This window comes from Prescottella agglutinans, assembly GCF_004011865.1.
Taxonomy (GTDB): Bacteria; Actinomycetota; Actinomycetes; order Mycobacteriales; family Mycobacteriaceae; genus Prescottella; species Prescottella agglutinans.
This window is the reverse complement of record NZ_RKLP01000008.1, coordinates 24,747-44,959: the sequence shown is the minus strand read 5'-3', so window position 1 is coordinate 44,959 and position 20,213 is coordinate 24,747. Positions and strand designations below refer to the sequence as shown.

Below are 20,213 nucleotides of genomic sequence, written 5' to 3'. Positions count from 1 at the left end.
ACCACGTCGCCAGTGCACGTGATCACAGGGCGCATAATCGCATCGTGACCCCCGTGACCCGCGCAGACCTCGCTTCCATCCCCACTTACGTGCCGGGCCGCAGTTATCCCGGGGCGATCAAGCTGGCGAGCAACGAGACGACGCAGGGTCCGCTGCCGGGGGTCGCGCAGGCCATCGCCGACGCCGCCGCGACCGCGAACCGCTACCCCGACAACACGGCCGCGGCACTGGTCCGTGCGCTGTCCGAGTCGCTCGGTGTGCCGACCGAGAACATCGCGACCGGCTGCGGGTCGGTGTCGCTGTGCCAGGAACTGGTGCAGGCCACGTGCAACGAGGGCGACGAGGTCATCTACGCGTGGCGCTCGTTCGAGGCGTACCCGGTGGTGACGAAGGTGGCCGGCGCGGTGCCGGTCCCGGTGCCGCTCACCCCGGAGCACGGCCACGACCTGGACGCGATGCTGGCCGCGATCACCGATCGCACCCGGCTGATCTTCGTGTGCAACCCCAACAACCCCACCGGTTCCGCGCTGGGTCGCGCCGAGCTCGAACGGTTCCTCGACGCGGTCCCGGCGAACATCGTCGTCGCGCTCGACGAGGCGTACTTCGAGTACAACCGCTCCGGCGTGGACGGGATCGAGCTGGCCCGGACCCGCCGCAACGCCGTGGTGCTGCGCACGTTCTCGAAGGCGTACGGGCTGGCGGGTGTCCGCGTCGGCTACGCGGTCGCCGATCCGGCGATCGTCACCGCGCTGGCGAAGGTGCACATCACGTTCAGCGTGAACGCGGTGGCGCAGGCCGCCGCGATCGCGTGCCTGGAGGCCCGGGACGAGCTGCTGCACCGCACGCACGCCGTCGTCGCCGAGCGCGACCGAGTCCGTGACGCGCTGCTCGCCGCCGGCTACGACGTGCCGGTCACCGAGGCCAACTTCGTGTGGCTGCCGCTGGGCGAGCGCTCCGCCGCGTACGGCGAGGCCAGCGCGGAGGCCGGTGTGCTCATCCGCCCCTACGGCACCGACGGCGTTCGCATCACGATCGGCGACCCGCACGAGAACGACGCGTACCTCGCGTTCGCGACGTCCGCCGCGGCTCTCGAGCTGGCCGGGGTCCCCGCCGGATACCCCACCCCGTAATTGAACCGTTACCTGTCGACGGGCACATCTTTGCCAGATCGTTGGCAGACTCTCAGCGGTGTGCCGACCCGCGAACCATTTGTCCGGACGCCGATGGCGACTCAGGGCGGCGGCTCTCGCATCGGCGCTCGGGGCCTCGCTGACCGTCGGCGCCCACGCCGCCGAGGCGCGGCCGGCCGACGATCCCGAGACCGTCCCCGTGCGGCTGCTGACGATCAACGATCTGCACGGCAGCCTCAAGCCGCCCCGGGGCGCCCGCGCGCAGATCTCGCGGCCGGACGGGCCGGCGACCGACGCGGGCGGTGCCGCATACCTGGCCGCGTACGTGCAGCAACTGCGTGCGCAAGCCCCGAACTCGCTGCTGTACTCGGCGGGCGACGCCTGGGGCTCCTCGTCGATCGAGTCGGCGTTGTTTCACGACGAACCGACCGTGGACCTGCTCAATCTGATGGGCGTCGACGCCGCCTCGGTCGGCACCCACGAACTCGACAAGGGATTCGGCGAGCTGCGCCGCATGCAGACCGGCGGCTGCCACCCGGTGGACGGCTGCCAGTTCGAGCCGTCGTTCGAGGGCGCCCAGTTCCCGCTGCTCGCCGCCAACATGACCTTCCCCGACGGCGTTCCGGCCGCGCTGCCGTACGCGGTGGACTACGTGGACGGGGTCCCCGTCGGGGTGATCGGCGTGATGTCGTCCGAGGCGCCGGACAAGATCGCCGTCGACGCGGTCACCGGACTGCAGTTCGGCGACGAACTCGAGGCGATCGACCGCACGGCGGACACACTCGACTTCCTCGGGGTGCGCGCGATCGTGGTCCTGCTCCACCGCGGCGACACCCAGGCCACCGGCGGCGGTCCCAACTCGTGCGATCTCGGCGACGGCCCCGCGCTCACGATCGCGACCCGCGCGACCCCCAAGGTGGACGCGATCTTCACCGCCGACACCCACGCGCAGTTCAACTGCACGGTCGACGATCCCGCCGGGAACCCGCGACCGGTGATGCAGGCCGCCTCGCACGGGCGGATCGTCTCGGTCGTGGACATGGTCCTCGACCGCGGGACCGGCGAGGTGAATCGCGAACGCACCCGGGCGTTCAACCAGATCGTCACGCACGACATCTCCCCGGACCCGATGGTCGCCGACCTGGTCGCCCGAGCCGGCAAGAAGTCCGACGAGGTGGCCCAGCGGCCGGTGGGCGCCGTCACCGACGACATCACCCGCGAGCCGACCCCGAGCGGCGAGAGCCCCCTCGGCGACCTGATCGCCGACTCGCAGCTCGAGGCGGCCCGCGGCCGCGGCGCGCAGATCGCGCTCACCAACCCCGGCGGCATCCGCGCCGATCTGCTCCACGACGCCGACGGCACGATCACCTACGGCAACGCCTACCAGGTGCAGCCGTTCCTCAACTCGCTCGAGGTCCGCACGCTCACCGGGGCACAACTGAAAGATGTTCTGGAACAGCAGTTCCAGGCCAGAGACGACGGGTCCACCGCGGAACTGATCCTGGCGCCGTCGGCGTCGCTGACCTACCGCATCGACCGCCGCGCCCCGGTCGGGGCCCGCATCGCCGACATCCACGTCGACGGCCGGCCCGTCGCACCGGACGAGCGCTACCGGGTCGCGGTCAACAAGTTCCTCGCCGACGGCGGCGACGGCTTCACGGTCCTGCGCGACGGCACCGAACCCGCTTCCGCCGGAAACGATCTCGACGCGCTCACGTCGTACCTCCAGAACCGCTCCCCCGTCGCACCGCCCGCGCCCGGCCGCATCTCGCTCGGGGCGCCGAACTGACGATGTAGGGCACAGCGAACACGCCGACCACGTCAGCCGCATGGCCGGACGCCCGCTCGGCTCACTGTCCGCGCTTCGCGGCGAGAGCGGAGGTCCGCTGCTCGATCCACGTGCGCATCTGGTCGACGCTGCTCTGCAGCGTCTCGGCGGTGAGCCCGTCACTGGTCGGCACGGTGCCCGCGAGCGCGTCCAGGATCTCGGTCGCGCGACCGCCGGCGTACATCTGCTCGTAGAGATCCCAGTAGGCCTGCTCGTAGACGTCGGCGAAGGCGTCGGACTCGAGGAACCGCGTCTTCAGGGTGTTGCCGCCGCGCATGCCACCGCCCTGGCCGTCGCCCACCGGTCCGGCCCCCTCGGCGCCCGCGGTCCCGGCCGGTGCGGGTGCGCCATCGGGTACCCCTGTCCCACCGGGCATTCCGCCGCCCGGCACACCGAAGCCACCGGGCCTGCCCGCGCCACCAGGCGCTCCGGCGCCACCGGGCGGCACGCCCCGCCCGCCCGGAGCCGTCCCCTCGGTCCCCGCCACCGCGTTGCCGGGGGCGCCTCCCGGGCCCATCGACACGGTGTCCTGCGGGCCCGCGTCGGTGGAACCGGTCATGGCCAGGTTGAGATCCCAGGACACCACCGAGATCTTCTTCGTGTCGAGGTCGTACCAGAGGTAGTAGTTCTGTCCGGGACCGGCCATGTCGTCGCTGTTGACGAGCAGGTTCTGCGTGGCGACGTAGCGGGCGAAGGATTCCACGTCCACCCACTGGTCCAGTTCCTGCGCGAACTGGGTGTCGTCGGCCAAGTCCAGCCACTTCAGGAAGCTGATGATCGGTTGCAGATTGCCCGATCCGACGGCGTTGATCTGCTTGAACTGGTCGGAGTACGACGACTGGTCGTCGTCGACGTAGGCGAACCGCGAGTTCGCGTCGGCCTTGTAGAGGTAGCCGTCCGACTCGAACAGAGAGTTGGCGTACCCGTCGTCGGGGTGCTCGAGAAGCAGCCGAGTCGTCGTCGCACTGTCGTTGATCGAGTAGACGGAGTACGAGAAGCGTTGCGTCGGCTGGTCGGTCGCCTCGGTCAGCGACAGCGCCATCGCCTCGTTCAGGACCGGGGTGCCGGGACGCACCGAGAGTTCCGTGAGCCCCTGGTACGCGCGGCCCTCGACGTACTCGTCGAAGCTCAGCAGCAGCGGCAGCGAGGTCGGGTCGTCGGCGGACACGGACGCCATCCCGCCGGCCATTCCGCCGGGCGGCGCGAATCCCTCTGGCATCTGAGGCATCCCGTCACCGCCGGGCATCGTGACCCCGTCCGGCAGCTGGAAGCCCTCGGGTGGCTCGAACCCCTCCGGGGGCTGTATTCCACCGCCCGGGAAGCCGGCGCCGTCGCCGCGCAGCGCCATGAGCGTCGAGTTGCCCTTGAGTCGCACGGCCACGTCGGTGACGACGGTGCCGTCGATGGTGGCGGTGGCGTTCACCCACTTCTTGTCGCCGGACTTCTCGTAGGTGGACAGCATGTCGCTCAACTCGGCGGCCGGAATGTCCAAGGACAGATCGTGATTCACCGTGAGGTCGAACAGGTCCACGGCGCCGGCGATGTTCTCGGTGATCGGCGAGGCGATCACCGACGCGTCACCGGTGATGTACGGGCGGATGCGGGCGGCCCCGAAGACCGTCGCCATGATCGTCACGAAGGCGACGAACACCGTCAGCAGCTTCCAGTGCTGGCGCAGCGATGTCGGAATCCGATGCCGGAGTCTGCGTCTGGGTGTCGGCGGGCCGGCGGTGTTCGTCGTCGACATCAGATGTCCGTCTGGTCGTACCCGGTCAGGACGGTCACCCGCTGGCCCGCATTGATCGCGCTGAGTGCGGCGATCAGTTCGGCCGGCTTACGCCCCTTCTTCAGCTGCGCCGTGTAGTACAACTCGTGCAGCGCACCCGATCGGACGGCCTCGGTCGACACCAGCTCGAACTCCGCGCACTGCTGGATCAGCACGTCCTCGACCAGCGCGGTGTACTCCTGCTCCGGCGGCACCTGCACCTTCACGACCTGGCGCTGGACGTCGAGCTTGAACCAGTTGAACTTGCTCATGATCAGCATCACCAGGCAGATCGCCGCGGTCGCCGCGATCGCCAGCAGGTAGAACCGGGTGCCGGTGGTCATACCGATCGCCATCACCAGGAAGATGAAGCCGACATCGCGGGTTTCCTTGATGGCATTGCGGAATCGGATCACCGACAGCGCGCCGACCAGGGCGAACGCCCGGGCGATGTTCGATCCGACGACGAGCATGATGAGCGAGACGATCATGCCCACCATCACCAGCGTCTGCACGTAGGACTGGCTGTAGGAGACGTTCTTGTGGGTGTAGCGGTACACCCAGCCGACGATGGCGGCGAGGACGAACGACAGCGCCAACGAGGCGATGATGTCGAACGTCGTGAAAGTGCCACTGAGATCTTGGAGATCGAAGTTCATGGTGGTCCTGTTCGGTTGTTTCGGGAGGAGGCTTCAGTCGACGGCCGGGACGGGCGCGTCCAGCACGTCGGCCGGGACGAGATCGTCCGCACCGGGCGGCAGCACCAATTCCGGTGCACCCGAGCGCGAACGGGGAGCCCTCGCGAACGCCTCGACCGACTGGCAGTACTTGGACACCCGGATCACGGACATGTTCAGCCGGGCCGTCAGATCCGTGGCCCAGTACGGAACCCGTTCGTTGGCCTTGAGTTCGACGATGGCCAATTTCGGCGGGATGATGAAGCGGTTGGTGGCGTCCGACGCGAAGTGGAAGTCGCGGTCGCGGCCGTGCACCTTGTGATCGATCGTCACCCGCAGGCCCAGGTCGGCGTCCCGGCCGACGAACGCCTCCCGCAGGTAGCCCGTCGTGACGGTGGGCCGCAGGTCGAGGTTGCCGATGAGTGTGGCCACCTCGTTCACGAACGGCCGCTGCACGGGGTCACACAAGATGTCTTCTCGGCCGTCGAGCAGCCGCCGCGCAACACCGTAGGGCAGCGCGATGCGACGCTTCTGCGTGACGCGGTTCACCCGCTGCTTGATCTCCACCTGCACGACGGTCTCGTCCGTGCACTGGGCCGGCGCACCGTAGAGTCGCATGCGGAGCTTGCGCCGGAACTTCAGCCCCTCGATCTTCTCCCAGTAGAAGCGCAGATCGGGGGTGTCGTAGTAGAGCGATGTCACCGGGTATCCCCCGTGCGGGGAGTACGGGTCGGTGTCCATGCGGGCCGTCAGCTCACTGCGCAGTTCGGGTACCCGCAGCTCGTCGACGAAGTACTTGATCTCGTAGCGGTTGAACGCGTGCAACTTGCTGGCGGTCTGCTGGTAGCCCACCGGCGCGGTGGGCACGTCCTCGGCCGTTCGGCCGTGCCGCGGGGCGGGCGGATCCCGGAATCGGTCGAGGAAGCTCATCGGATGGCGGTCTCCTGGCGGTCGTAAGGGCAGATGAACGCCACCACTACAGCCGGTGAACCTTCCGAGAACTTCCCAGAAGTCTGGCAATCAGCTGGGAATGAATGAGTAAAGCCGACCCCTTCCCGGGCCGGCGGTTGCCGCGCGCATTGCCAGAAACCTGCCAGATGCACCCAACCGGACGCTCAGGTTCGCGGTGAACCATGCAAATGCGCAACCGCGCAACATTATTCGACCGAAAGGCGTACAACCGTGGACCTGAGCTACCTGTCCGAGTTCTTCGGCGCATTCTCCGATCTGTTCGGCGCTCTCGACTTCTTCAGCGGCTCACTCGGCGTCTCGTAAGCGCCCGAAGTCGCCTGTGGGGCTGCACACGCGGTGTGCAGCCCCACAGGTCGGTTCAGGCGCTCAGCCTCAGCCCGCCGGCGTGGTCGAACACCTGCAGCGCGTCGTGCCGAACGACACGCGCTTCGGAAGGGAGACTGGGGCGAACGCCGGGCGTCCTCGTCGACATCGACGCGTTGTCGATGAGTTTCGGGAGGTTCGCCGGTCTGCATCACCGAGAGAACGTCGAGACGAAGGAGAAGCCCGTGAGGGTCGTGGTCAGTGAGTTCATGAGCCTGGACGGCGTCGTGCAGGCACCCGGTGGACCCGAGGAGGACACCGACGGCGGATTCGCGCACGGCGGCTGGTCCCACCCGTACTTCGACGTCGAGGTGATGGGCGGGGCGATCGGCGCCGCCGCCGAGAAGACCGAGGCGCTGCTGTTCGGTCGGCGGACGTGGCAGACGATGGCGGCGGCGTGGCCGGAGCGGGCCGGTGACCCGTTCGCCGACCACATGAACAACATCCGCAAGTACGTCGTGACCGACACCCTCACCGAGGACCAGCTGACGTGGTCCAACACCACCCGCATCCCCGGCAGCGACGCCGTCGCCGAGATCCGGAAGCTGCGGGACACCGAGGGCGGCGACCTGTCGGTGATGGGCAGCACCACGCTCGTGCACACCCTGCTGCGCGAGGGCCTGGTCGACGAGCTGCTGCTGATGATCGAGCCGGTGCTCCTCGGCGGCGGCAAGCGTATCTTCTTCGACGACGGCGTCCAGCGGCGGCTCGAGCTGGTCTCGTCGGTCACCACGGGCACCGGTGTGCTCGTGTGCACCTACCGCCCGGCCGCCGACTGAACCGACCGGCTCAGTGCGCGTAGATCCCCGGGCGCCGGGCCGACCACGGCATCGCCCGCTCCAGATCCGCGGCGAGCGCGAGCAGGGTGGCCTCGTCGCCGTATCGGCCGACGAACTGCAGGCCGATCGGCCAGCCCTGGCTCGATTCGGCGAGGGGTAGCGAGATCCCGGGATTGCCAGTCGCATTGAACAGGCCGGTGAAGGGCGCGTACTCGAAGATCCGGTTGTACCAACCGGCGGCATCGAGGGAGTCGTCGTCGGCGTTCAGGTGCCCGAGGGGCAGATTCGGCCGCGCGGAGGTGGGCGTCAGGAACACGTCGTATCCGGTGAGGAAGCGGGCGACCTCGCGCCGGGCGATGTTGAACTGGTGTTCGGCGGCGAAGATGTCGCGGGCGCTGAGGGTCGAGCCGTACTCGGCGCACGCGAGGGTCGTCGCCTCGAGGTGCTCGCGGCCGGGGGTGAATCCCCCCAGCTCGGCGGTCGTGGCCACGGTGTCGCCGAGGAAGCTGCACCACGCGTCGAGGCTGGCCTTGTCGAATGCGGCCGCATCGATGCGCGGCGACGCCTCCTCGACGTGATGGCCCAGCTCGGCGAGCTTGGCGGCCGTATCGGTCACCGCCCGAACGCATTCCGGATCAACTGGGCGACTCGAGTCGTACGGGACCGTGCTGAAGGCGATCCGCAGCGGGCGCGAGCCCCGGGTGATCAGTTCGCCGAACGACGCGTCCTCCGCGGGGAACAGGTACTTGTCCCCCGGTTCCGATCCGTGCACCGCGTCGAACAGCGCCGCGCAGTCCCGCACCGTGCGGGTGACGGCGAATTCGATGCCCAGCCCCAGGAGCGGGTCGCCGTAGTCGGGGCCGGCGGTGACACGGCCGCGGCTCGGCTTCAACCCGACGAGGCCGCATGCGCCCGCCGGGATGCGGATCGAGCCGCCGCCGTCGTTCGCGTGGGCGAACGGCAGGGCGCCGGCCGCGACCAGCGCGGCGGACCCGCCACTCGAACCGCCCGGGCTCCGCGTCGGATCCCACGGATTCCGCGTGGGACGGCCGTAGGCGAGGGCCTCGGTCGTCGCGTTGAACCCGAGTTCGGGAGAGGTCGTGACCGCCATCGTTGCCAGGCCGGCTCGGCGGAATCGCGTCATCAGCGCGTTGTCGTACGAGTGCTCGATTCCGGGACCGAACAGGCGGCTGCCGTTGCGCTGCGGCACCCCGGCAGCGTGGGTGATCAGGTCCTTGATGGCGAACGGCACACCGCGGAAGGGCCCGGACGCGTCGTGGTCGAGCGGCTGCGCGAACCGCTCTCCGGCGACCGCACCCAACTCCGGCTCCACCTGGTCGATCGCGGCGGCGGCCGCAGCCTGTACCTCCGCGGCGCTGACCTCGCCGGTGGCGATCAGCTCCGCGAGTTCGGTCGCGTCCCGCGAGGCGTAATCGACGATTTCCATGGCAACCTCCGTGGTTCGTTCATCGCTGGAGCTGTGAACGTAGGTGCCCCGGAACGTCGCCGGATCCGTCGATCGACGGATGCGGACAGCACGACCCACCGCGACAATCCGCGCGCCCCGCGGACCACTGCGGGCCACCGCTCCGGGCCGAGATGTGACGTGGGGCATACTCGCGTCATGGATGTCCTGGCAGACCGGTTGCAGGCGGCCCGGCGGCTGCGGAACGCCCTCGAATCGGTGTCCAACGAATCGGCCGAGATCTCCGTCGCCCGAGCCCTGTTCGAACTCGCCGAGGCGGTGCCGTACCAGTACGCGGCACTGTCGTGGTGGGATCCCGTCGCAGGCGCGCACCGCACCAGCGCGAGCCTGGGCTACCCCTCGGACTCCATCGACGTGGTGAACAGGTGCATGCCCCTGCATCCGCTGTTCGCGCAACTGCGGGAACGCGGACTTCCGATGCGGCTCTTCGACGTTCCCGCGCGGATGCGGACCGGGCCGGTCTTCGAGTCGATCTTCGTCAACAAGTTCAGCGACGGGCTCAGCCAGTGCCTCCACGCGCGGGACGGGCGCTACATCGGCATGCTCAACATGAGCACCACGGGCGGGCACCGGTTCGACGAACTCTCGGTCGCGACAGTCACCCTGCTCAGCGACGTGCTGGCCGCGGCACTGGACCCGCTGGCGCGACGGGCACCCGCGCCGCCGCGCATGGGCCCCGCCGACTCGGTTCTGGTCGTCGCCGCCGACGGTGCGGTCCGCGCGATGACCGCCGGCGCGCCGACCGAGTTGTTCCGTGCGGGGACGCCGGGTGGCCGGGCTGCCCACCAGGTCACGGCGTCGGATCGGTCCGGGGACTTCGTCTTCGTCGGTGCGGGCCCGGTGCTGCGGGTGCGGATGGATCCGGTCCGGTCCGGCGGCACCCTGGTGGTGTGCCGCCCTGACGATCCGCCGATGGGGTTGACCGCCCGCGAGGCGGAGGTGCTCGCGCTGCTGCCGACCGGCGCCTCCAACAGCGCGATCGCCGCGCACCTACGGATCGGCCCCGCCACCGTCGCGACCCATCTGGAGCGCATCCTGCGCAAGATCGACGCGCCCAACCGGACCGCCGCGGCGGCGACCGCCGCGCGGTGGGGGCTGACACCGACCTGATGGCCGGGTGACTCGGCGCGGGCGGAACTGAGCCTCAGCGACCGAACGCGAGCGGCGCCCACTCGAGATTCCACAGCTCCTCGACCGTGATCCCGGCGAGGCGACAGACGAACTCCAGGTGGGCGTCCTCCGGGTCGTCCTCGGTCTCGAACACCGCCTCGGCAGCGATCGGGGCGCCGAGGTCCTCGGCGACCTCGCGCTCGGCGAGCACGCGGAGGCGGGGATCATCGCCGAACGATTGGATCACGTAGACGTCGCTCGTGCCACCGAGAGTGACGAGCACCGTTCCCGCGGGCGGCGAGGAGCGCTGCAGAAGCTGCTGGAGATCGAGACCGGGATCCACGAGCAGCACATGCGCGCCGACCTGTGCAGCCGACGGCCCGGCCGCCGTGCTGCGGCTCGCACCATCGAAATCGATGGTCGATTCGGCCTCGACTCCGAAGGCCGCGAGGTCGGTCTTCGGCACGAAGCCCAGCATGAAGTTCATCGACATTGCGACAGCCTAGCGACCGGGGGCAGCGGTTCCCCGGGTCGAGTAGCCGCCGTGCGCCGCCCGCTACTCGCCGTCGGCCGGCCCATCCGCGTACTGCGCGACCACGCGGTCACGCCACTCGCGGAAGTCGTCGAACCCTCCGGCGAGCGCCCGCCGCAGCTCGGCGGCGCTGTTCACCCAGTCCACGTCCTCCGGATCCGGCACGTCTTCCGGCGCATGGTTGGCGCCGGGGACGAGATAGGTCGGGTTGCCCTGCGGATTGGCGATGAGGAACCCCGCCGCGACGCACAGCTCGTAGATGAACGTCGTTTCCTCGTCGGACAGGGAGGCGTGATCGATCCCACCGCTCAGCGGCTCCTCCTGATCGAGCGGGTCGAGGTGCAGGTCGGTCCAGTACCCGTCGAACGACAGCGCCCGCCCGTCCGCGTCGACGAGAAGCGAACCCCGGCCGTCGCTTTCCGCCGCGCGCAGGCCGCGCGCCCCGAGGAAGGCGGCGACGGCATCGCGATCCGCGTCGCGCTGCTCGTCTCCCTGGACGCGTACGAAGATCAGCGAGAATCCCATGCCCGAGATACTGCACCTTCTCGCCGTGCTCGTCGGGCAGGCCCTAGCCCAGTGCGTCGGCCTGGGCGTTGCGGTGGGTGTTCACGAGGGCGCCGTCGGTGGCGAGGGCGTAGTCGGGGCCGACGAAAACCTGCGCCGCGTCGGCCGAATCCTTCGTCACGTAGTCGAGGAACGCGACCTCGAGGGCCGGGAACACCGAGTTGCCGGGGCCGTCCATGGGTTTTCCGTGGCTCGCACCACGGACCGTCGTGAGCCACGCGGGGGCCTGCACCTGCGGATACTGGACGAGCGCGGGCCAGCCCGAGGGGTGCACGATGAAATCCGAACTGCCGGTGACGATCAGGGTCGGCACCGCCGACGGTGGCACGCCGACGCCGAGGGTCGCGGGTCCGGGTTCGATCGCGAGGGCGCCGACGACGCGGAACTCCGGGGCGAACTGCTGCCCGACCCCCTGCAGGCGACCGCCGGAGACCAGCGCCGAGCCGCCACCGGCGGAATGTCCCGCGACGACCGTCCGCGCGAGATCGATGTGGCCGTGCAGCGGACTGGTCGCGTCGACGTTCGCCGCCGCCGCGGCCTGCGCACCCATCTCGTGGGTGAGGCCGAACCAGTTGACGAGCGAGTAGTTGACCGCGACGACGTAGCCGTGGCTCGCGAGGTACCGGGCGGTGGAGTCGTAGATTCCGGGTTCGACCAGGATGCCGGGCGTCCACAGCACGAGTGGCAGCGCGCCCAGTTCCGCGATGTCCTCGGGGTAGTAGAACTCCGCGCCGACGGGGCTGCGCAGGCCGGCGTCGGGGAAGGTGCCGAAGCACTCCACCTCGTCCTGCACGTCGAAACCGAGGCGCAAGACGCGGACGTACAGGTCGGTCAGGCCCACGCAGTCCTGCGTGGTGCGGGTCTGGCTGACGGCGTGCGGTCCGGGAGCACCGAACTGCTGCTGGATGGCGGACTCGGACGCGGGAACCACGCCCATCGGCGCCAGGCCCAGCGGGCCCGTGTCCGGCGCGGCGGCGGCCAGCGGCACCACGACGGCCGGAGAGAGGACGAGCGCAGCGGCCGTGAGGCCGATGCCGAGCGTGCGCGCGGCTGTGTGACGCATGAGAGCCTTCCTGCAATGGTGCTTGATCAAGACCATGCTGCCATGCGGGTGCCACCCCGGTTCCGCGCTCGACGACCGCCGCACCAATCAGATTCCGCCCCTCCGGGGTTCATCGCTCGCCACAAGACGCTTCACCCCGAGCGCACCGAAGTGCAGAAGAGCCCAGACCATGACCAATGGCCAGAGTGCATATGGGACGACGATCGTAGCCGCGACGGTGAGGAACTTCCGCACCGATTCCTTGTCCCTGACGAAAGATGCTGCCCCCATGCCCATTTCCTCCCCGTTGTCGAGGGTTCCCCTACCCCCGTTGATCGGGAGTGTAACCAGCATGACGGGCAGCTGTCCGGACCGATCTCATAGGGGCCCCGCTGATCAGCCGCGGACTTCGGCGACCAGTTCGATCTCGACCGGTGCGTTCAGGGGGAGCTCGGCGACACCGACCGCGCTACGGGCATGACCACTGCCGACGATCGTTTCCAGCAACTCGCTGGCCGAATTGGCGACCTGCGCTTGTCGGTTGAATCCGGGTGCCGATGCAACGAAGACCGTCACCTTGAGAATCCGGACGATCGAATCGAGTTCCGCTACGGTCGCAACCGCCGCCAGGGCGTTGAGGACGCAAGTCCGGACCAGCTCTGCCGCCTCCACCTCCGTGATCTCGCTGCCGACCTTGCCCACCGCCAGTAGCGATCCCGACGCAACGGGAAGCTGGCCTGATGTGTAGACAATCGATCCGCTGCGAACCGCGGGAAGGTAGCTGCCCGCCACAGGCGGGAGATCCGGCAGTCGACAGCCCATTTCCTGAAGGCGATTCCGAAGACCGAGATCTGCGTGGGACGAGCGGGATACCGTCATTGTCCTGACCTTTCAGGTGTGCGCGAGTCGGGTTGAGTAGTACTGGGTTCGGAACTGTCGCCAGCCCGCGTGCCGGTCGAAGCTTCCGTGGTGCCGCGGTGCCACGCGGGCTGGTTGCGGGGATCCGAGACGGAGGTGAGGGCGAGCGCCACCGCGAGCCGGCGTCGAGGATCCGTCAGGTCGTATCCGGTGAGGTCGGTTATCTGTTTCATCCTGTAGCGCAGGGTGTTCGGATGTACGTGGAGCGTCTCGGCGGCACGCTTGGGTTCGCCGTAGTTGACGAGGAATGCAGCAAGGGTGGTGACGAATTCCGTCCCTCGTTCACGGTCGTGCACGATCAGCGCCTGCACAGGCCCACCGCTCAACGGAGGTCCGGTGACCATTGCGGCGGAGGCCCGTGCGAGTACGACTTCGTGCCACGCCTCCTCGAAACTCGCCGACGGTGCATCGAGCCGTCCCCGTCGTGCCAGAACAACGAGTTCGGCTGCTTCCGAGCGTGATCGGGGGAGCTCTGCCGGTTCCTGCGCGGGCGCACCAGCGAGGGCCGCCGCACCTCGGTGACCCGAATTCAACTCGGAGAACACGGCCTGCAGCCAGTTCCAGCTACCGGCGGTGTTCGCAGCTCCGCCCGCGGTGACCACCACCATCGGTAGGTCCTCGATCGACGTGAGCATGGGTTGTGGCCACCCGTGACGGCGCAGGATCGAGTCCCACAGTTCGATCGGGTAGTCGGCCTGCTCCTCGCCCGCGGTCGCCGCCAGAGCAGCGACGCGCCACGGGCCGGGTGGCAACGTGAGTTCGATTGTGTGGTCCGGAGTGAGCAGTGCCGCCCGCAGTCGGTCGACCGTCATCCTCCGCGCGGCACCGGCCTGTGCACGCAGCCGGAGTAGGTGCAATGCCACCACCGACGCGGTTCGGGTCAGTTCGTGAATCTGTTCCTCCGGAACGGGTCCCGGGTCCACAGCCCAGATCGAACCGAGGAGCTCCCGACCGGCTCGTACCGGAATGACCAGGCGCGGGAGAACTCCGCCCGGTCCGGCATCGACGCGGATCGGCTCGTCGGACTCCTGCAGATGTCGAAAGACCCCGCGGGACCGGAAGTGCCGCACGATCGCTTCTGGAACGCGGCGTCCGATGATCGTGGAGATCCGGGCAGCGTCGGCCGTGTCCTGGCGCTCGGAGTAGGCGAGCACACGGGAGTGCGCGTCCTCGATAGTGACGGGAGCGGAAACGATGGCGGCGGCGGCATCGGCAAAGGCGAAGAGTTCGCCGTAGTCGTTGGGCTCGTGCCGCACGTCCGATCCGGCAAGCGCGGTGGAATGGTCGAGGATGCTCCGGGTCAACCAGACCAGGTGTGTCCAGGTGACCTGTGGATGCAGCTCGATCAGCCCGACGCCCAACTCGGTGGCGACGTCGACGACGTCCTTGTCGGCGGCTACAGGCGCCTCGAGGACCACCGCGCTCGCCCCGCTCCGAGCGGACCGGCGCAGGAGCTCGGCAGCGGCGGCGCCGGTACGGATACCGAGACCCAGGACGAGGTTCCCGGGATGTCCGGGGTCCGTGTCGTCGCCGCCGACGAGGGTGACGTCCGTGATGTGGTCGCGGCTACCGGAAACGACGGGGCGAAGGACGGCTCCGCCCATCGCTTCGATCAGGGCGCTGACGCGGATCATTGCTCTCCTCGGCACCGGCAAGGGCGTCCTGCCGTGTCGGTGTCTACTCGGTGCTGGTCAGCGCTCAACGTGCCGACCAGTCATGGCACGTGCCTCCACGGTCCCATGGAACGGTGATCGACTCATCGCATCGGGTCGAACGGCCCGAGTTCGGTTGCCGTGCGCCCGGTGACGATGGTGTCGGCGAGAAGGCGTCCCGTCGCCGGCCCCAGCGTGATCCCCCACATGCCGTGACCGCCCGCGGCGAACACTCGAGGCGATCGAGTGCCACCGATGACCGGAAGGCCGTCCGGTGTGCAGGGGCGAGATCCGACCCATTCGCTGCGCCGGGAATCGAGGTCGGCACCGCGTAGCAGCGGTCGCGCGGCCTGGACGATCGCGGCGATACGCCGTCCGTCCAGCGCGGCGTGTGGTGCCCGGAACTCCATCATCCCGGCCACCCTCAGCCGGTCCCCGAGCGGCGTGCACGCCACCCGCTGCGCCGGGAAGTAGACCGGGCCCGAGGGGACATGCTCGACAGCGACGCTGAAGCTGTACCCGCGGCCCGCCTGGACAGGTACACGGACACCGAAGTCGCGAGCGATCTCACCGAGCCACGTTCCCGTCGCGAGCACAACGGCGTCGAACCGACCTGCATCACCGGTTGGACTCGCAACGCGGACGACGCTGCCGTCATCGGCAATCCCGCTGATCGCCATGCCCTCGTGGATCGTCCCCCCGCGTGCACGGACCGACTCGGCGAGGCTGTTCACGTAGTCGCCGGGATTGATGAACCGCTGGCCGTGCAGTCTGATCGCGGCCCCGATCTCGTCGGACAGCGACGGTTCGACGCCACGAGCGTCGTCGCCCGACAGGACGTCGAACTCGATCTCCTGACCGGCCGCACGGATGTGCTCGATCTCGTCGAGCAGGACGCTGCGCTCCAGCGGTGTCCGGTACGCGGCCAGAAAGGACTTCGCCTCGTGCACCGGTTCGGCCACGCCACCCTCCGCGAGCGCGTCGAACGCGGACAACGAACCTCGGTTGATCGCGACCAACGACGCCATCGCCTCCCTCCATCGTGTCGCAGTGCTGTGTCGCGCGAACGATGCGAGGAACCGGATCAGCCGAAGGTTCACTGTCGGCGGGACGTAGACGGGCGAGGACGGACTGAGCACGGCCCGGATGCCGTACTTCAGCACCGCGGGCTCGGGGAGCGGGGTACTGATACCCGGTGTCACCCATCCCGCGTTGCCCCAGGAGGCGCCGGCAGCGACGCCGGCCCGATCGAAGACCGTGACCTCGACTCCGCGTTCCTGAAGAAACCAAGCGGTCGACAGTCCGACCATTCCAGCGCCGACGATGCCGACTCGCTGCGGGGCATTGGGGCAGAGCCTCATGGCGTACCTCTCATCGAATGTGTTTGCCGTCACTCGATCATCGAACCGATATGCATGCCGTGTCACCGTGCGCTCCCTCCAATCATTCACGTGCGATCAGTGCGCACAGCACAATCGCCCGCATCGCGGGGCCATAGGGAATGAAAATGATTGCTCTACAGCATTTTTGGAGCCCATCAACTGTCGACTTCCACCCGCCACCGAGCCGGGAGGCGGCGAGACGCCGCCGAGCGCGACGGCGGGCGGACGCAGCTCCGACACGGGACGCGAACCGGCGATCCGTCGATCGAACGACTGTGCTGCAACACATTTCCGCCGACCGCCGGGCCACATCCACAGGATCCGAAGGCCGCGACGCCGATCGGCTGTTGCACCGAGATCCGACCACCCCTACAGTGTGATGCGCGGCACAGCGCCAAGGCTGAGATACTGCTCCCGGACATCGGCTCAGTCGCAACGCGGTCCACACGATCGATCAGACAGACTGCAGCGACAACAGACCTCACGGTCGTTCGAGCTGGATACGACCAGTGGACACCGCACGCCGCTTCCTCTCGGACGATGACCGCAGCGGATGCTGACGTGACCTCGGTCTCGATCGCGGCGTCCAGGCTTCGCCGCGACGGCGCCTCCACTCCCCCGGGACGCCGGCGTGATTCGTTGTGCAGCATCCCGTTTCCTAGCAAGGAGTACCTATGCCCGAGTACACCGAGCCCCGCGTCGCGTCGGCGTCGGCCTCCGCCGACGCCGACGAATCACACCAGCCGGGGCTGTCCCGGCAGCTGTCCAACCGGCACATCCAGCTGATCGCCATCGGAGGCGCGATCGGCACAGGTCTCTTCATGGGCTCCGGGAAGACGATCTCCCTCGCCGGCCCGTCGGTGATCTTCGTATACATGATCATCGGCACGATGCTGTTCTTCGTCATGCGAGCTATGGGCGAGCTGCTGCTCTCCAACACCGACTACAAGTCGTTCGCGGACTTCGCCTCGGATCTGCTCGGCCCGTGGGCGGGCTTCTTCACCGGATGGACGTACTGGTTCTGCTGGATCGTCACCGGGATCGCGGACGTGATCGCGATTGCGGGCTACGTGTCGTACTGGTGGGGCTCGATCCCGTTGTGGATTCCGGCGCTGGCGTCGGTGGCAGTGCTCGTCGGACTCAACCTGCCCAGTGTCAAGGCGTTCGGGGAGACCGAGTTCTGGTTCGCGCTGATCAAAATCGTCGCCATCGTGAGCCTCATCGTCGTCGGTCTGGCGATGGTGTTCACACACTTCACCGCACCCAGTGGCGCGCAGGCGTCGTTCGCGAACATCTGGAACGACGGCGGCCTCTTCCCGACCGGGATCATGGGCTTCGTCGCCGGCTTCCAGATCGCTACCTTCGCCTTCGTGGGCATCGAACTGGTCGGCACCACCGCCGCCGAGGCGAAGGATCCCGAGAAGAACATGCCCAAGGCGATCAATTCGATCCCGGTCCGGGTCATGCTGTTCTACGTCGTCGCCCTCACGGTGATCATCTCGGTCACCCCGTGGCAGTCGATCAGCGCGGAGCGCAGTCCGTTCGTGGCGATGTTCTCCCTCGCAGGCCTGGGCATCGCGGCATCGTTGATCAACTTCGTCGTCCTCACCTCGGCGACTTCCTCGGCGAACTCGGGAATCTACTCGACCTCGCGCATGGTGTACGGGCTTGCGCAGCAAGGTGACGCACCCGCCGTGTTCGGCAGGCTCACCCGGCGCCGGGTACCAGCGAACGCCCTGTATCTGTCTGGCGTGTTCCTGCTGACCGGTGTGGTCATGGTGGCCGTCGGCGGCTCGATCATCGAGGCGTTCACCGTCGTGACGACGATCTCGTCACTGTGCTTCATCTTCGTCTGGTCGATCATCCTGCTCAGCTACATCGTCTACCGAAGGAAGCGTCCGCATCTGCACGCGGCGTCGACCTTCAAGATGCCCGGTGGCGTCGCCATGTGTTACGTGGTGTTCGCGTTCTTCGCTTTCCTGATCTGGGCGTTCACCCAGCGGCACGACACGCTCCAAGCATTGCTCGTCACCCCCGCCTGGTTCATCGTGCTCGGCGTCGTGTGGGCGGTCGTGCGCCGCCGGCCGACGCAGATGGCACGGGCCGCGGCCTTCCGGGGCGAGTCGGGACTGCAGTGATCGCCACTCCGGCTATCGAACGAGAAAGCCCCTCACCTGCGCTAACAGGTGAGGGGCCCTGGCGGAAGCGGAGGGATTTGAACCCCCGGTGGGTTTAACGCCACGCTCGCTTTCAAGGCGAGTGCATTCGGCCGCTCTGCCACGCTTCCGTGGCGAATCCTAGCCGCATCGGTCGGGTCGGGCGAAACCACTCACCCGACGGCGCGGTCACCGATAGCGGTGTCGACCTTCTCGAACACGTCGGCGACGGCCGTCATCTCCGGCTTGCTGAGCAGGTCGATGAGGTATTTGCGGACGCCGGACAGGTGCGTGGGCGCGGCCTCGGCGAGGCGCCGTCGGCCCTCGTCGGTGATGACGGCGAGGACGCCTCGACCGTCCTCGACGCACTGGCTGCGCTCCACCATGCCCTGGGTCTCCATCCGCCGGATCTGGTGGGTGAGCCGACTGCGCGACGACAGCACGCCGTCCGCCAGGTCACTCATCCGCACCGAACCGTCCGGCGACTCCGAGAGCATCACGAGGATGCGGTACTCGGCCAGGGACATGTCGTGCGCGGACTGCAACTCCCGGTTGAGCACCGCCATGAGCCGCTGACTGCCATCGATGAAACCGCGCCACGCGCGCATCTCCTCGGCACCGAGCCACGCCACCCCGGCACCCGTGGTTACTCGAGCATCTGCTGTCACAAATGCATAGTAGTGCTATCTATCGTCCGACAGCGCGAAGGATGCTCGAATCGATCTCCGCCACGCTCGACAAACCGGTCAACCCCATTGTGACGTCCAAATCCGCCAACAGGATTCGCAGCGCGTGCCGCACCCCGTCGGCGCCGGCGAGACCCAGTCCGTAGACCCAGGGACGCCCGTAGAGCACCGCATCGGCACCGAGCGCGAGTGCGATCAACACGTCTGCACCGCAACGAATCCCGGAGTCCATTAGGACCGTCGCGCGGTCCCCCACCGCGGCCGCGACGGGGCCGAGGGCGTCGAGGGCGGCGATCGCGCCGTCCACCTGTCGGCCGCCGTGGTTGCTCACGATCACACCGTCCGCGCCCGCGTCGACGACGGCGCGCGCATCGTCCTCGTGGACAATGCCTTTCACCAAAACGGGGAGACCGGTCCACTCGGTTATCTTCGCGACATCCGCGGCGCGCAGCGCGTGGTTGCCGAACAGCGAGACCCAGGTGAGTACCGCGATCTGCATCGCCTCGGCGCTCTCCTCCGGCGGGGCCGCCAGCCGCGCCCGGAACACCGGGTCCGACAGGTAGTTCGCGATCCCCTGCGCACGCAGGAAGGGCAGGTGCCCGAGCTCGAGATCCCTTGGCCGCCAGCCCATCCCCGGAGTATCGACGGTGACGACGATCGCCTTCGCGCCGGCCTTCGCGGCCCGCTGCACCAGCGACTGCGCCAGTTCGTCGTCGGCGGGCCAGTACAGCTGGTACCACCAGTTGTCGCCCGACACGGCTCCCACGTCCTCGATCGTGGACGACGCCGCGGTCGAAAGCACCGACCCGACACCGAGTTCGGCCGCCACCTCGCCGACGATCGTCTCCCCGTGCTCGCGAACCAGACCGAGCACCCCGATCGGGGCGGTCAGCACCGGCGCGGCCAGCCGGGTGCCGAGGATGTCGACGCTCAGGTCGCGCGCGTCCGGGGCGCTGGTGCCGCGCAGCATCCGCGGCACCACCGCGTGCCGGGTGAACGCGTCGAGGTTCGCGGCCGCGGTGCGTTCGGTGGACGCGCTGCCCGCGATGTACGCGTACGCCTCCGCGCTCAGCTCCGCCCGCGCCCGCGCCTCGAGGCCGGCGGCGGTCATCGGCAGATCGGGGCGCGCCCCGGAGAGGCCGGTCAGGTAGATCTCGTTCTGCATGTTGCC

17 protein-coding genes and 1 tRNA gene are annotated in these 20,213 nt (G+C 68.5%); 5 read left to right on the top strand and 13 right to left on the bottom strand.

What is annotated here, in order from left to right:
- The first annotated feature begins 44 nt into the window (after window positions 1-44).
- Both hisC and EGT67_RS15765 read left to right on the top strand, forming a co-directional pair.
- The gene (gene hisC, locus EGT67_RS15770; protein WP_127917040.1) at window positions 45-1,130 is read left to right on the top strand and encodes a histidinol-phosphate transaminase; all 1,086 of its coding nucleotides are present in this window, start codon (window positions 45-47) and stop codon (window positions 1,128-1,130) included.
- Window positions 1,131-1,209: 79 nt separating this feature from the next.
- Complete coding sequence (locus EGT67_RS15765) at window positions 1,210-2,919, top strand: bifunctional metallophosphatase/5'-nucleotidase (RefSeq protein WP_127917263.1); 1,710 nt, start codon at window positions 1,210-1,212, stop codon at window positions 2,917-2,919.
- 61 nt (window positions 2,920-2,980) lie between these two features.
- Here the strand turns inward: EGT67_RS15765 and EGT67_RS15760 are convergent, their stop codons facing one another.
- Genes EGT67_RS15760 through EGT67_RS15750 form a run of 3 tightly spaced genes read right to left on the bottom strand, consistent with a single transcriptional unit; the run spans window position 2,981 to window position 6,330 of the window.
- A complete protein-coding gene (locus EGT67_RS15760; RefSeq protein WP_164877580.1) occupies window positions 2,981-4,705 on the bottom strand; it encodes a CotH kinase family protein in 1,725 nt (574 codons plus the stop codon).
- Complete coding sequence (locus tag EGT67_RS15755) at window positions 4,705-5,382, bottom strand: DUF4956 domain-containing protein (protein ID WP_127917039.1); 678 nt, start codon at window positions 5,380-5,382, stop codon at window positions 4,705-4,707. The genes EGT67_RS15760 and EGT67_RS15755 overlap by 1 nt, the downstream gene beginning before the upstream one ends.
- A gap of 33 nt (window positions 5,383-5,415) precedes the next feature.
- A complete protein-coding gene (locus EGT67_RS15750) occupies window positions 5,416-6,330 on the bottom strand; it encodes a polyphosphate polymerase domain-containing protein (protein WP_127917038.1) in 915 nt (304 codons plus the stop codon).
- Between the two features lie 590 nt (window positions 6,331-6,920).
- On the opposite strand from EGT67_RS15750, the gene EGT67_RS15745 reads away from it, so the two are divergent.
- Entirely contained in the window at window positions 6,921-7,514 is a 594-nt protein-coding gene (locus tag EGT67_RS15745; protein WP_127917037.1) for a dihydrofolate reductase family protein, read from the top strand.
- 10 nt (window positions 7,515-7,524) lie between these two features.
- On the opposite strand, the gene EGT67_RS15740 is transcribed toward EGT67_RS15745, so the two are convergent.
- The gene (locus tag EGT67_RS15740; RefSeq protein ID WP_127917036.1) at window positions 7,525-8,961 is read right to left on the bottom strand and encodes an amidase; all 1,437 of its coding nucleotides are present in this window, start codon (window positions 8,959-8,961) and stop codon (window positions 7,525-7,527) included.
- Between the two features lie 177 nt (window positions 8,962-9,138).
- Between EGT67_RS15740 and EGT67_RS15735 the strand changes: the two genes are divergently transcribed.
- Window positions 9,139-10,110, top strand: coding sequence for a helix-turn-helix transcriptional regulator (locus tag EGT67_RS15735; protein WP_127917035.1), 972 nt, complete (start codon window positions 9,139-9,141; stop codon window positions 10,108-10,110).
- Between the two features lie 34 nt (window positions 10,111-10,144).
- On the opposite strand, the gene EGT67_RS15730 is transcribed toward EGT67_RS15735, so the two are convergent.
- From EGT67_RS15730 to EGT67_RS15705, 6 genes are all read right to left on the bottom strand, one after another.
- A complete protein-coding gene (locus EGT67_RS15730) occupies window positions 10,145-10,603 on the bottom strand; it encodes a hypothetical protein (protein WP_127917034.1) in 459 nt (152 codons plus the stop codon).
- A gap of 63 nt (window positions 10,604-10,666) precedes the next feature.
- Window positions 10,667-11,167: a hypothetical protein gene (locus EGT67_RS15725; protein ID WP_127917033.1), complete on the bottom strand. Its 501-nt coding sequence runs from the start codon at window positions 11,165-11,167 to the stop codon at window positions 10,667-10,669.
- A 43-nt stretch (window positions 11,168-11,210) separates the two neighbouring features.
- Window positions 11,211-12,269: a poly(ethylene terephthalate) hydrolase family protein gene (locus EGT67_RS15720; protein WP_127917032.1), complete on the bottom strand. Its 1,059-nt coding sequence runs from the start codon at window positions 12,267-12,269 to the stop codon at window positions 11,211-11,213.
- A gap of 375 nt (window positions 12,270-12,644) precedes the next feature.
- On the bottom strand, window positions 12,645-13,127 hold the full coding sequence (locus tag EGT67_RS15715; RefSeq protein ID WP_127917031.1) for a RidA family protein: 483 nt from the start codon (window positions 13,125-13,127) through the stop codon (window positions 12,645-12,647).
- Entirely contained in the window at window positions 13,124-14,800 is a 1,677-nt protein-coding gene (locus tag EGT67_RS15710) for a PucR family transcriptional regulator (protein ID WP_127917030.1), read from the bottom strand. Before EGT67_RS15710 ends, EGT67_RS15715 begins: the two co-directional genes overlap by 4 nt.
- 122 nt (window positions 14,801-14,922) lie before the next feature.
- Window positions 14,923-16,179: an NAD(P)/FAD-dependent oxidoreductase gene (locus tag EGT67_RS15705; RefSeq protein ID WP_127917029.1), complete on the bottom strand. Its 1,257-nt coding sequence runs from the start codon at window positions 16,177-16,179 to the stop codon at window positions 14,923-14,925.
- Window positions 16,180-16,874: 695 nt separating this feature from the next.
- Between EGT67_RS15705 and cycA the strand changes: the two genes are divergently transcribed.
- A complete protein-coding gene (gene cycA, locus EGT67_RS15700; RefSeq protein WP_127917028.1) occupies window positions 16,875-18,338 on the top strand; it encodes a D-serine/D-alanine/glycine transporter in 1,464 nt (487 codons plus the stop codon).
- A 59-nt stretch (window positions 18,339-18,397) separates the two neighbouring features.
- Here the strand turns inward: cycA and EGT67_RS15695 are convergent.
- The 3 genes from EGT67_RS15695 to EGT67_RS15685 form a co-directional block, all read right to left on the bottom strand.
- A tRNA-Ser gene (locus EGT67_RS15695) sits at window positions 18,398-18,487 on the bottom strand.
- A gap of 42 nt (window positions 18,488-18,529) precedes the next feature.
- On the bottom strand, window positions 18,530-18,964 hold the full coding sequence (locus EGT67_RS15690; protein ID WP_164877589.1) for a MarR family winged helix-turn-helix transcriptional regulator: 435 nt from the start codon (window positions 18,962-18,964) through the stop codon (window positions 18,530-18,532).
- 79 nt (window positions 18,965-19,043) lie between these two features.
- Window positions 19,044-20,207, bottom strand: a complete 1,164-nt coding sequence (locus EGT67_RS15685; RefSeq protein WP_127917260.1) for an alpha-hydroxy-acid oxidizing protein — start codon at window positions 20,205-20,207, stop codon at window positions 19,044-19,046.
- Window positions 20,208-20,213: the final 6 nt, after the last annotated feature.

What these genes read in the sequence shown, in the direction of transcription:
- EGT67_RS15760 (WP_164877580.1), bottom strand. Translation starts at nt 4,705, where the DNA reads ATGTCGACGACGAACACCGCCGGCCCGCCGACACCCAGACGCAGACTC.
- EGT67_RS15755 (WP_127917039.1), bottom strand. Translation starts at nt 5,382, where the DNA reads ATGAACTTCGATCTCCAAGATCTCAGTGGCACTTTCACGACGTTCGAC.
- EGT67_RS15750 (WP_127917038.1), bottom strand. Translation starts at nt 6,330, where the DNA reads ATGAGCTTCCTCGACCGATTCCGGGATCCGCCCGCCCCGCGGCACGGC.
- EGT67_RS15740 (WP_127917036.1), bottom strand. Translation starts at nt 8,961, where the DNA reads ATGGAAATCGTCGATTACGCCTCGCGGGACGCGACCGAACTCGCGGAG.
- EGT67_RS15735 (WP_127917035.1), top strand. Translation starts at nt 9,139, where the DNA reads ATGGATGTCCTGGCAGACCGGTTGCAGGCGGCCCGGCGGCTGCGGAAC.
- EGT67_RS15730 (WP_127917034.1), bottom strand. Translation starts at nt 10,603, where the DNA reads ATGTCGATGAACTTCATGCTGGGCTTCGTGCCGAAGACCGACCTCGCG.
- EGT67_RS15725 (WP_127917033.1), bottom strand. Translation starts at nt 11,167, where the DNA reads ATGGGATTCTCGCTGATCTTCGTACGCGTCCAGGGAGACGAGCAGCGC.
- EGT67_RS15720 (WP_127917032.1), bottom strand. Translation starts at nt 12,269, where the DNA reads ATGCGTCACACAGCCGCGCGCACGCTCGGCATCGGCCTCACGGCCGCT.
- EGT67_RS15715 (WP_127917031.1), bottom strand. Translation starts at nt 13,127, where the DNA reads ATGACGGTATCCCGCTCGTCCCACGCAGATCTCGGTCTTCGGAATCGC.
- EGT67_RS15710 (WP_127917030.1), bottom strand. Translation starts at nt 14,800, where the DNA reads ATGATCCGCGTCAGCGCCCTGATCGAAGCGATGGGCGGAGCCGTCCTT.
- EGT67_RS15705 (WP_127917029.1), bottom strand. Translation starts at nt 16,179, where the DNA reads ATGAGGCTCTGCCCCAATGCCCCGCAGCGAGTCGGCATCGTCGGCGCT.
- cycA (WP_127917028.1), top strand. Translation starts at nt 16,875, where the DNA reads ATGCCCGAGTACACCGAGCCCCGCGTCGCGTCGGCGTCGGCCTCCGCC.
- EGT67_RS15690 (WP_164877589.1), bottom strand. Translation starts at nt 18,964, where the DNA reads ATGCGCGCGTGGCGCGGTTTCATCGATGGCAGTCAGCGGCTCATGGCG.
- EGT67_RS15685 (WP_127917260.1), bottom strand. Translation starts at nt 20,207, where the DNA reads ATGCAGAACGAGATCTACCTGACCGGCCTCTCCGGGGCGCGCCCCGAT.